Annotated in this window: 9 protein-coding genes; 5 read left to right on the top strand and 4 right to left on the bottom strand. The window is 65.9% G+C overall.

Translation table 11 applies throughout. The features are described 5' to 3' along the window. Positions 1–36: 36 nt before the first annotated feature. On the top strand, positions 37–831 hold the full coding sequence (locus CH266_RS23680; protein WP_094716276.1) for a class I SAM-dependent methyltransferase: 795 nt from the start codon (positions 37–39) through the stop codon (positions 829–831). A 9-nt stretch (positions 832–840) separates the two neighbouring features. Next, a complete protein-coding gene (locus CH266_RS23675; protein WP_032383203.1) occupies positions 841–1,719 on the top strand; it encodes an ROK family protein in 879 nt (292 codons plus the stop codon). 66 nt (positions 1,720–1,785) lie between these two features. Here CH266_RS23675 and CH266_RS23670 read toward each other — a convergent pair whose 3' ends face one another. From CH266_RS23670 to CH266_RS23655, 4 genes are all read right to left on the bottom strand, one after another. After that, positions 1,786–3,615: a phosphoenolpyruvate carboxykinase (GTP) gene (locus CH266_RS23670; RefSeq protein ID WP_027495371.1), complete on the bottom strand. Its 1,830-nt coding sequence runs from the start codon at positions 3,613–3,615 to the stop codon at positions 1,786–1,788. Positions 3,616–3,923: 308 nt separating this feature from the next. Continuing rightward, on the bottom strand, positions 3,924–4,226 hold the full coding sequence (locus tag CH266_RS23665) for a DUF6802 family protein (protein WP_032369497.1): 303 nt from the start codon (positions 4,224–4,226) through the stop codon (positions 3,924–3,926). Positions 4,227–4,284: 58 nt separating this feature from the next. Beyond that, positions 4,285–5,835 (bottom strand): hypothetical protein, encoded by a 1,551-nt coding sequence (locus CH266_RS23660; protein WP_094716275.1) that lies wholly within the window; start codon positions 5,833–5,835, stop codon positions 4,285–4,287. Beyond that, positions 5,832–6,917, bottom strand: coding sequence for a hypothetical protein (locus CH266_RS23655; protein WP_141214568.1), 1,086 nt, complete (start codon positions 6,915–6,917; stop codon positions 5,832–5,834). The genes CH266_RS23660 and CH266_RS23655 overlap by 4 nt, the downstream gene beginning before the upstream one ends. 226 nt (positions 6,918–7,143) lie before the next feature. Here CH266_RS23655 and trmB point away from each other — a divergent pair, with 226 nt between their 5' ends. The 3 genes from trmB to CH266_RS23640 are packed head-to-tail and all read left to right on the top strand — an operon-like array spanning position 7,144 to position 11,987. Further along, complete coding sequence (gene trmB, locus CH266_RS23650) at positions 7,144–7,920, top strand: tRNA (guanosine(46)-N7)-methyltransferase TrmB (protein WP_370878763.1); 777 nt, start codon at positions 7,144–7,146, stop codon at positions 7,918–7,920. 14 nt (positions 7,921–7,934) lie between these two features. After that, positions 7,935–8,621, top strand: a complete 687-nt coding sequence (locus CH266_RS23645) for an NYN domain-containing protein (RefSeq protein ID WP_228139387.1) — start codon at positions 7,935–7,937, stop codon at positions 8,619–8,621. Continuing rightward, complete coding sequence (locus CH266_RS23640) at positions 8,622–11,987, top strand: MMPL family transporter (RefSeq protein ID WP_094716274.1); 3,366 nt, start codon at positions 8,622–8,624, stop codon at positions 11,985–11,987. The last annotated feature ends 15 nt before the right edge of the window (positions 11,988–12,002 follow it).

The raw sequence follows: 12,002 nt of genomic DNA, 5'->3' as shown, positions 1-12,002 counted from the left end.
CACTAACCGCTAGGGTTCGTTTTCGTGACTTCCGCCGTGACACGACTGTTCGCCTCTCGCGCGACACTGCGTCGCTCGGTGAAGCTCCTGAAGGACTTCGGGCACGAGCAGAGTTCTCCGGACATCTTCTACGGTGCCCTGGCCCGTGATTCCGTCGAACTGATCGGAGACCTGTACCGCGGCCTGACCGGCACCGACATGTCCGCGGCGACGGTGCTCGACGTCGGCGGCGGACCCGGATACTTCGCCGAGGTCTTCGGCGCGAGTTGCGCGCGCTATCTGCCCGTCGAACCCGACGCCTCGGAAATGCACGCCGCCGGGCTGCAGATCCCCGGTTCGGTGCGCGGCTCCGGCATGGCGTTGCCCTTCCGCGACGACAGCGTCGACATCTGCTTCTCGTCGAACGTCGCCGAGCACGTCCGCGAGCCGTGGACCATGGCCGAGGAGATGTTGCGCGTCACCAAACCCGGCGGCCTCACGGTGCTCTCGTACACCATCTGGTTCGGCCCGTTCGGCGGCCACGAGACCCGGCCGTGGCACTATCTCGGCGGCGAATACGCGGCCCGACGCTACGCCCGCACCACCGGACACGAACCCAAGAACCGATTCGGCGAATCCCTGTTCGACATCAGCGCGGCAGACGGATTACGTTGGGCGCGAAGCACTCCCAACGCAACGCTACTGGCCGCGTTTCCGCGCTATCACCCGCGCTGGGCATGGTGGATGATGCGCGTTCCGATACTCCGCGAGTTCCTCGGCAGCAACCTCGTCCTGGTCCTGAAACCGAACGCATACCCAATGGGTCATTCCGCAGGCTCCACTCCCGCATAACCTGGATCGATGACGGCACTCGCGCTCGACATCGGCGGCACCAAGATGACAGCGGCACTCGTCGGCGACGACGGACGTCCGCAGCACCCGGAGACAGTTCCGACACCGGCCACCGGCGTGTGGGAGGCCTGTGCCGAACTGCTGCACGGGGTTGTCGGAAGCGTCGACGTGACGCGGGTCGGGGTCGCGTGTTCCGGTCCGGTCGACCTCGTCACCGGGTCGGTCGCGCCGATCAATGTCGACGAGTGGAAGAACGGATTCGGCCTGCGCGAGCACATCTCCGCCGCACTGCCCGACGCCGAGGTACTTCTGGCGATGGACGGCAGCGCGGCGGCGTTGGGTGAGCATCGATTCGGTGCCGCTGTCGGGATACCGGACGTGCTGAGCCTCGTGGTGTCCACCGGCATCGGCGGAGGCCTGGTGCTGGGCGGGAAGATCGTCGCCGGAGCCAGTGGCAATGCCGGGCACATCGGCCACATCGTCGTCCCCGGTTCGACGACGCCCTGCGCGTGCGGCGGAATCGGGTGCGTCGAGACCGTCTCCAGCGGCCCCTCGGCGGTGCGGTGGGCTCGGGAGCAGGGCTGGCCGGGGAACACCGGTGTCGAACTGGCTACGGATGCCGCCGCGGGCGAACCGCTCGCCGTCACCGCATTGCAACGCGCCGGAGTGGCTCTCGGTCAGGCCATCGCATCGGCGGTCGCACTGGTGGACGTCCGGATGGTGGTGATCGGCGGCGGCTTCGCTCAGGCCGGCCCGCCACTGTGGGATCCGATCCGGGAGTCGATCGCCTTGCACGCGCGCCTGAAGTTCCTCGACGGCCTGCAGGTGGTGCCGGCTGCGTTGGGCGGACTCGGCACCCTGCACGGCGCGGCCGCTCTCACCGCCTGATCTCGCATACTTCGAAAGCCAGAACGGGGCCCACCCCTCGGTGAGCCCCGTTCTGTCTCGTGAATACTACGCGCCCAGGCGCTGCTTGAGGGCGTCGAATTCGTCCTGAATTCCGGTGGGCAGTTTCTCGCCGACGAAGTCGAACCACTCCTGGATCAGCGGGATCTCGGCCTTCCACTCGTCGGTGTTCACCGCGAGTGCCTCGGCGACGTCGTCGACGGTCGTGTCGAGGCCGTCGATATCGAGTGCCTCGGCCGTGGGGACGACACCGATCGGGGTCTCGACGCCCGCTGCCTTGTGCTCGATGCGCTCGACGATCCACTTGAGCACGCGCGAGTTCTCACCGAATCCGGGCCACAGGAAGCGCTTGTCGTCGCCGCGACGGAACCAGTTGACGTAGAACACCTTCGGCAGCTTGGACTCGTCGGCGTTCTTGCCGAGGTCGATCCAGTGCTGGAAGTAATCGCCCACGTTGTAACCGAGGAACGGCAGCATGGCCATCGGGTCGCGTCGGACGGTACCGACGGTGCCCTCGGCGGCAGCGGTCTGCTCGGAGCCGACGGTGGCTCCCATGAACACTCCGTGCTGCCAGTCGCGAGCCTCGGTCACCAACGGAACGGTGGTCTTGCGTCGTCCGCCGAACAGGATCGCCGAGATCGGCACGCCCTGCGGGTCGTCCCACTCGGGAGCCATCGACGGGCACTGAGCCATCGGCACGCAGTACCGCGAGTTCGGATGTGCGGCATCGGTTCCGGACTCGGGCGTCCAGTCGTTGCCCTTCCAGTCGATCAGATGATCGGGCTTACCTTCGAGGCCTTCCCACCACACGTCGCCGTCGTCGGTCAGGCCGACGTTGGTGAACACCGAGTTGCCCTGATCGATGGTCTTCATCGCGTTCGGGTTCGAGTCCCAGTTGGTGCCCGGAGCGACACCGAAGAAACCGAACTCCGGGTTGACGGCGTAGAGACGACCGTCCTCACCGAAGCGCATCCACGCGATGTCGTCACCGATGGTCTCGGCACGCCAGCCCGGAATGGTCGGCTGAATCATCGCGAGGTTGGTCTTACCGCACGCGGACGGGAACGCCGCGGCGATGTAGTACGCCTTGTCCTCGGGGGAGATCAACTTGAGGATCAGCATGTGCTCGGCGAGCCAGCCCTCGTCGTGGGCCATGGCCGACGCGATACGCAGCGAGTAGCACTTCTTGCCCAGCAGCGCGTTGCCGCCGTAACCGGATCCGTAGCTCCAGATCTCGCGGTCCTCGGGGAAGTGCGTGATGTATTTGGTGTCGTTGCACGGCCACGGCACGTCGGCCTGGCCCTCGGCCAGCGGAGCACCGAGCGAGTGCAGCGCCTTCACGTAGAACCCGTCGTCGCCGATCTTGTCCAGAGCGGCCTGACCCATGCGGGTCATCACACGCATGGAGATGACGACGTACTCCGAATCGGTGAGCTCGACGCCCAACTTGGGATCGGCAGCGTCCAACGGTCCCATGCAGAACGGAACGACGTACATGGTCCGGCCGCGCATGCAACCGCGGTAGAGCTCGGTCATCAGCGACCGCATCTCCGACGGGTCCATCCAGTTGTTGGTGGGTCCGGCGTCGATCTCGTCCTTGGAACAGATGTACGTGCGCGACTCGACGCGGGCCACGTCCGACGGATCGGAGTTGCCGAGGAACGAGTTGGGCTTCTTCTCGTCGTTGAGACGGGTGAAGGTTCCTGCCTCGACCAGCTTGTCGGTCAGGCGCTCCCATTCGGCGTCGGATCCGTCAGCGAACACCACGGAGTCCGGTTCGGTCAGTTCGGCTACCTGAGCAACCCAGGCAAGCAGTTCTTTGTGTCGAGTCGGCACGCTGTCGGTGCCGCTCAAACCGGGAATGGTCGCTGAGGTCATCTAACTCTCCTGGGGTTAGCCGGAACCGGGAAGAATTCGCACGATCGCTGTGGGCAAGCACGCACGAGTAGATCTCGGTTTTCCCCTCTCGGCGGGGCGCTGCTCGGCCGTTCGAGCTGCAGTACACCATGTTACTGGATACAGCAAGCCGAGGACCGAGCGCCGGATGTCCTGTTCATCAGGTTAACGCCGAGCGACGTGATTCCAGAAACAGGGTGTTGTCCGATTGGTCACAAGACCGATTCAGATAGGGAAAGACCGACGCAAGAAGCCATCCACCAGCGCCGATGCAAATCAGACCGAATGGCCTACAGTCGGCCGGATTCGGACGATCTGCCCTGCCCGAAACCGTTCGCTTCCCGAAAAATCTCCCAGGATTCGTAGTGCCCGTCACGGTCGAAGGCGGTGAACTTGTCTGTCACACCGTCTCCATCGACATCCGTTCCCACCGTCGTTCCGGCCTCCGTCGTCCGAACGGAAGTCTCGTGACGACCGTCGCCGTCGAGATCGAACCAGTCCGTCGAGACGTATCCGCCACCGTCGTCCGACGCGTCCTCGGCCGGCTCGTTCGTCTCGAAACCGCCCACTGCGAAGCCATCCACCGCGATCATCGACGCTCCTCACTGTCGGGTCCCTGTTCGCCGCCTGCGAACCTGTTCGGACGTGCACCTACCCGCTTCGACGCATCGACGCGCCGATCGGTTCCGGATCGCCGGGAGAGAATTCGACGGGCTTCGACGGCACGACCGAGCCGCGCCCGGACCCGCGAAATCGCTCCAGCCCGCGCTCGAGTGCAGCCAGATCCCGATCGCAGGCCGAGAGCAGCGCCGATCTGTGATCGGCGAGCGTGCGAAGTTCGGCGTCGATCTCGGCCAGCGACAGATCGATACGTGCCGCCGCCTCCCGGTCCGCCGAGGTCAATGCCGACGCGAGTGCGGACTCGGCGTCGAGAATGCGAGAGAGCAGCCGCTGGTCCACTTCCGATTTCACGCGAGCCAGACTTTCCTGGGTCCAGCCGCGAAGGTGCGCACGGTCGGCGACGAGTGCGCGTGAGCGGGTCAACCACCACGCGATCGCGGCACCGATGGCCAGTGAGACGATCGTGTTGGCGACGGCCAAGGTAGGAATCAGAGCCAGGGGCGAAACGACGAGCCGACCCAGTCCCACCCCTGCCGAGGCCCCCAGTGCGACCATCAGGACGTCCTCGATCCCGCGTCGCCTGGTCGGTTCGCCGATGTCGATCTCACCGCCTGCAGTACCGGATTCGGGCACCGTGTCGGCGAGCCCGAGTTCGACTTCCACGGCGCGGAGACCGGTGGACAATGCAGCGTCGGCGCGAGATCGAACTGCCTGTACGGACTCGGCGAGGTGCCCGGGCAGATGGCCGAGTTCGGCCCGCCGCGATCCCTCTATCGTCTGCCGTACCCGAGCACCGAGCATCCGAACGTCCTCGGCCGCAGCGTGAACACAGTCGACCCTAAGCCGTTGAATACGGTTGTGCAGCAATGCTCGTCGGTCACCACCGAGATGTTCTCGTTCATCGAGCAGCCGCGCCCGCCGGGCACGCAGAGGGGCGGTGTCACCACCTCCGGTCACTGCGCGAGCTTCGGCCACGATGGCGGCCTTCGCCTCTGCGGCAGATTCCTGCACTACAGCAACGTATTTACGCTGGGCCCCTACCGCCGCGGCCTGCATCAGCAACGCGTCGATTCTGTCGGCGACCGCCCCGAAACCCGACTCCGCGAACACGGCAGCATCGCCGCTCTCCCTACCGGCTCGTGCCAACCGTGCCGAGACCGGATGAACGGAGTGTTCCACCGCACGCGGAACACGCTCGGCGACGATCTCGATATCGGCGTCGACCACCTCGCGCCACCGGCGATGCACATCGATCTTGTTGACCACCAATACAACCGGTGTCGACTCGAAGGCAGGACGCCAGCGCTCGACGTCGGCACGGCCGACCGGAGCCGACGCGTCGACGACGATCACGACCACCGCGGCCTCCTCGACCGAGTCGGCGAACCCGATCTCCGCGCCGTCGCGCCGGGTGAGCAGATGGCATATCTCGGTCTTGCCGGATGCTGCGGTGCCGGTGACGTGAATGCCTGCAGGTCGGCTGCTGCGTGCACGGTCGATGCGTACGAGGGATTCCGAGTTCCGTCGACGCAGAACACCTTTCAGATCGTCCGGCAGCGGGAACCGGTTCGGATCGGTCACGGTCGGAGCATCCGCACATAGCCGCGGCACAGGGCCAGGGCGGAGCGCCGGACGTCGTCGTCCTCCGAGGTGGCGGCACACCGCTTCCACACCAATGCCTGCTCCAGCAGGGCCTGCTCCGAGCCCGTCTCGATCGGCACCGCCAATCGCGCTGCAGCACAGCGCATATCGGCAGCCACCGCCTCGTCCGAAGCCAGATAGGATTCGACGGCCCCTCGAACGTCACGGTGACGGGCGGATATCTGCAGCAGTTGTTCGTGCAGGTCGTCGTCGCGGGCCGTCGCAGCAGCCGAGACAGTGTCGGACACCACCGTCGTCACGGCGTCGACGCCGGTGGCCTCCCACAGCTCACGCAGTACATCCGCGTCGGACACTTCGCTACGCCGCCGGAGCGCATCGACGAGTAGGGCGAGACCGCGTAATTCCACCCGGTCCAGCAGTGCCTCTCGGCGCGGCGTCGAGAGCGGAATATCAGCACTCCGAAACCGATCGACCGTCATCAGATCCCCAGTACGCAGCGCACCGGCCGCCACGGCCCGCACATCGGCCATGTCCACAGCGGAGCCTCGGGCCGCGCCACCCAGGCCCGCTGCAACAGATCCCATCACCGGCAGCACTTTTCGCCCCAGTTGCTCGGATGCCGCTGCGGCCGTCGCCGCAGGTTCGTCGAGAGTGTCGGCCTTGTTCAGCAGGATCACGGTGTGTTCCGGCGGTCCGCCGGGTCGAGCGGAGAGGAAGGTGATGTCGTCCGGGGACACGGCACCGGCCAGGACGTGGACGAGAACGTCGATATCGGATGCGGTGCGGCTCTGCTGCACCTCCGCTGCACGCGGGATATCGGCCCATCCGCTCTCGTGCAACCGGACCTCGAACCCGTCGGTATGCAGTCGCGCGGCATCGAGCACCGAGAGAATCACCGACTTCCCGACTCCGACGCGGCCGGAGACGTGCACCTCCAGCGGCCGCAGACGCCGCTCGACAGCATTCTCGACAGCCTTCCGGCCTGTGCCGGCCCCGGCCGCGTCCACCTCTTCCGAGCGCACACGCAATCGACCCAGACCTGCCTCGGCACCGTCCATCATCGATCCCCCCGGAAACGACCCACCGAACGGCCACATCGAGATGTGCGATCGGCTCGTCGAGCACGATCGGCCACGTGGCCCGCAGCCCCCTGCTGCGGCACCGATTCTGGCACACGACGGCCGTTCCGGACGGGCCGTCGAGAATTACACCGTTGTATTTATAGGACGCGGCCCTAGCGCTGATCAGCGATGGAACAGCAAGTCTCAACTTCAACTCGAGACCCACCTGTCACACACTCCGCCGATGCGCGACAATGGACCGGTGAACGAGCCACAGGACACCTCTGCCGACACCGGAGACAACTCGGTGCAGACCCAGGAACGGGGCTCGCGGCTGTACCCCAGAGTGACCAGTTTCCGCTCCCGCCGCGGAGCGCTGACCGACGCTCAGCAGAGCACCTGGGACAACCTGTGGCCACGCATCGGCCGCGATGTCGCCGACGAGCAGATCGACATCGACGCCTGGTTCGGGCGCAGCGGTCCGGCGATTCTCGAGATCGGGTCGGGCACGGGCACGGCCACCACGGCGATGGCGATGGCCGAGCCGCACGTCAACCTCATGGCCGTCGAGGTCTACCGACCCGGGCTCGCGCAGACTCTGCAGCAGATCGAGCGCGAGAACATCGAGAACGTCAGGTTGTTCCGCGGCGACGCGATGGACGTCCTCGAGAACATGCTGACCTCGGAGTCCTTGACCGGCGTTCGCGTCTTCTTCCCCGACCCGTGGCCCAAGGTGCGCCACCACAAGCGTCGTCTCCTGCAGGGCCCCACGTTCGCGATGATCGCGGATCGCCTGAAGCCGGGCGGCGTTCTGCACGTGGCCACCGATCACGCCGAATACGCTGAGTGGATTGCCGAGGCCGGGAACGCCGAGCCCGGCCTGACCGTTCTCGATTGGGAGTCGCCCATGACGCACGAGCGGCCGGTGACCAAGTTCGAGGGCAAGGCCCAGCAGGTGGGCAGCTCGGTGACGGAATTGATCTGGGGAAAGAAGACAGCATGAGCGTCAGTACGGACATGCCCGACACCGTGATCGATCCCGCCGAGCTCGGGGCGATCGGTGAGTCCCGCCACAGCAAGCGAGTCCTGCTCGTGTGGGATGCACCCAACCTGGACATGGGTCTCGGCGCGATCCTGGGTGGCCGGCCCACCGCTGCCTACCGCCCACGATTCGATGCGCTGGGCCGATGGCTGCTCAGCCGCACCGCCGAACTGTCCACCTCGGGCACCGCGACGCTCGAGCCCGAGGCAACGGTGTTCACCAACATTGCACCCGGCAGCGCCGACGTCGTCCGCCCCTGGGTCGAAGCATTGCGTAACGTGGGCTTCGCGGTGTTCGCCAAGCCCAAGGTCGACGAAGACAGTGATGTCGACGCCGACATGCTCGACCACATCGACTTCCGCAACCGTGACGGCGGCCTCGCCGGTGTCATGGTGGCGTCCGCCGACGGTCAGGCGTTCAAGGGGCCGTTGGAGGCCATCGCAGCAACCGGAGTACCCGTTCAGGTACTGGGATTCCGGGAGCACGCAAGCTGGGCTGTCACGTCGGACATCCTGGAATTCCTCGACCTCGAGGACATTCCCGGCGTCTTCCGTGAGCCACTGCCTCGGGTGAGTCTCGATTCGCTCCCCGACGAGGGCGCGTGGCTGCAGCCCTTCCGACCGCTGTCCGCCCTGCTCGTCGGGCGCCAAGGAGTTTCTTAAGTGTTCGCCAGATGGGGAGACATCGTCTACCGCCTGCGGTACACCGTTATCGGTGTCATGGTGGCCGGGCTGTTGGGCTTCGCTGCCTACGGTCTCGATCTCAACAGCCATCTCAGTCAGAGCGGTTGGGACGATCCGACCTCGGAATCGGCCCAGGCTGCCCGTCTGGCGGACACGACGTTCGGACGCGACAAGCAGGGTGACGTCATCGTCCTCTACACCGCGCCCGAAGGGTCGTCGATCGACGATCCGGAATTCCAGTCGAAGGTCGTCTCGAGCCTCGAATCGCTCCCCGTCGACCATCCCGACCAGATCGAGAAGGTCAACGGCACCTACTTCAAGGTGCCCGGCGCACCCAACCTCGCGGCTCTCGGTACCAACGACAAGCAACATGCCATCGCCAGCATCGCGATGAAGGGTGCCGACGACACCGAACTGACCAACAACTTCCAGGCCGTCAAGGACGCCTTCTACATCGACGGCGTCGACGTGCAGGTGACCGGTCTTCAGGCCGTGGCCGGCGCACTGCAGTCGACGATGGCCGGCGACATTCACCGCATGGAACTGCTGGCGATTCCCGCCGTCGCGGTCCTGCTGTTCTTCATCTTCGGCGGCGTCGTCGCCGCGGCACTCCCGCTGATCATCGGCGGTCTGACGGTCGTCGGAGCCAACGGCATCGTCAAGGTGTTCACCAACTTCACCGAGGTCAACTCGTTCGTCGCGCCCGTGGTCTCGCTCGTCGGACTCGGGTTGGCCATCGACTACGGACTGTTCATCGTCTCGAGATTCCGCGAGGAACTCGGTGACGGACATACGACGCCACAGGCCGTGCGCCGTACCGTCATGACGGCGGGTCGCACCGTGGTGTTCTCCGCGACGATGATCGTCGCTTCTCTCGGTGGCCTACTGCTGTTTCCGCAGGGCTTCCTGAAATCGGTCGCATACGGATCCATCGCCACCGTCGCGCTCGCAGCGCTGACGGCCATCACGATCCTGCCCGCGATGCTCGCCATCCTCGGCCCACGCGTCGACGCCCTCGGTCTGAAGTTCATGCGCAAGACCAAGTCGAGCGAAGAGATCGAGAACGGCATGTGGGGCAAGCTCACCCGCTGGGTGATGCGCAACCCCGTCAAGGTCACCGTGCCCATCGTGCTCGGATTGGTCCTTCTGACGCTGCCCGTCGGCAACATCAAATTCGGTGGCATCAACGAGACCTACCTACCGCCGGACAACGTCACCCGCGTCGCGCAGGGAGAGTTCGACAGCCTGTTCCCCGGCCAGCGCACCGAACCCATCAAGATGGTCATCGAGGGCGCGCAGGGCCCGACGCTCGGCGCGATCACCACGCAGGCGAACAACGCTCCCGGATTGATCGAGAAGTTCACCCCCGTCGGTGCCAGCAAGGACGGCGTCATCGTCTTCAAGGCCGGGTTGACCGATCGCAACGACTCGAAACCGGCCATCGACTTCCTCCGCAGCATCGACGTGCCGGACGGCGCGACGGTCATGATCGGAGGTACCCCGGCAATCGAGCAGGACTCGATCAGCGCACTCATCGACAAGCTGCCACTGATGGCCGTGCTGGTGGTGTTCATCGTGACGATGCTGATGTTCCTGACGTTCGGATCGCTGGTGCTGCCGATCAAGGCAGTGCTCATGACCGTTCTCGGCCTCGGTGCCACCATGGGCATCCTGACGTGGATCTTCATCGAGGGTCACGGGGCGGGGCTGATGAACTTCACCCCGGGGCCGATCATGGCTCCGGTGCTGGTGCTGATCATCTCGATTGTGTTCGGCCTGTCCACGGACTACGAGGTGTTCCTACTCTCCAGAATGGTCGAGGCACGCGAAAAGGGTGCCAGCACAAGCGAAGCCATCCGCATCGGAACCTCGCATACCGGACGCATCATCACCGCGGCGGCGCTGATCCTCATCGTCGTCACCGGCGCGTTCGCGTTCTCCGATCTGGTGATGATGAAGTACATCGCCTACGGCATGATCGCCGCTCTCATCATCGACGCGACGCTGATTCGCATGTTCCTCGTGCCCGCCACGATGAAGCTGCTCGGCGACGACTGCTGGTGGGCTCCGCAGTGGATGAAGCGCATTCAGCGCAAGCTCGGCCTCGGCGAGACCATCCTCGAAGACGAGCTGCTGCCCACCGGAGACGTGCCCGAACTCGCCCTCGCGGGCGGCGCGCCCTCCTCGACCGTGGCACCCCCGATGCGTCCGACACCGCGCCGCGGTGAGCCCCTCACCGAACCCATCCCGGTGGTGGCACCGCACGGAGGCGGACCGATCCGTGCCACGCACGCCGCGAAGGAGGAGTCGCGTCGAAGCGTGACCGGCCGGCCGGCGACGCCACCCGAGCCGACCCGCGCGGCACCGACCACTCCCCCGAAGCAGGCCGAGCCCCAGCCCGATTCGGAGCAGCCGTACTCGTCGCAGGCCTACTCGCCCCAGGCTCGCTCGTCGCAGGCTTACTCGCCGCAGGCACCCGCGGCGCGTCCCACTCCGCCGCGTCCTGCCGAACCGCGCCCACCCGTATCCGGGCCGACTCGGGCTCAGCAGGTTCCGCCGCGTCCGCACGTCGAACCCGAACCGACTCAGGCAGCGGACGTCGTTCGACCCGCTCCCCCGAGTGCCGCACCCGTACCCGAACAGTCGCCTCAACCGCCGAGTGCACCCCCGAGCCGTACCCGCAGCACGCGAGCGGGACGGGCCGAGGAACCGGATTCGCGATCCATCGAAAGTTGGCTGGCCGATCTGCGAGCCCCGAGCGCATCGCAGGCACCACGGCCGAGCACTCCGCGAAGCGAGTCGCTCACCAACGGCTCCCGCGGTTCTGACAGCCACACCTCGAATGGTCTCAGCTCGAACGGTCACAGCACCGGTGCCAACGGGTCGTCGTCCAACGGCTCGACCACCAACGGGGCTACTACCAACGGAGCCGCTACCAACGGCGCTGCTACGAACGGGGTCGACAAGCACGGCACCAACGGCTCGGGCACCGGCACCCACGGCGGCACTGCTGCCGGAAGCAACGGTTTCGGGCGAAACGGCAACGCCGACAACGGGTCCGAACGCCGTGGCTCGAACGGAAACGGCATCGACCGCAACGGTACGGACAGCAGTGGTTCCAACAGCAGTGGTTCCGACCACCGCACCTCGGAACGACATGACACCGAAAGCAACGGCAACGGTGTCGGGGCCAGTTCGGAATCGGATCGCGAGGAGAAGCCGTCCGGTCGTCGTGCCGCTCCGTCCACCGAAGGCGGGGACAGTGGCCGCCATCGCGGCGGCGACAACGGCCAGGTGCTCAGTGTCAGCGAACTGTTGGCTCGGGAGCGCAACCGCTCCCGCTGACGCAAGTCGTCACAG

It is taken from the genome of Rhodococcus sp. 06-1474-1B (genome assembly GCF_002258885.1).
GTDB classification, from domain to species: Bacteria; Actinomycetota; Actinomycetes; order Mycobacteriales; family Mycobacteriaceae; genus Rhodococcoides; species Rhodococcoides fascians.
This window is presented reverse-complemented; position numbering and strand designations above follow the sequence as displayed.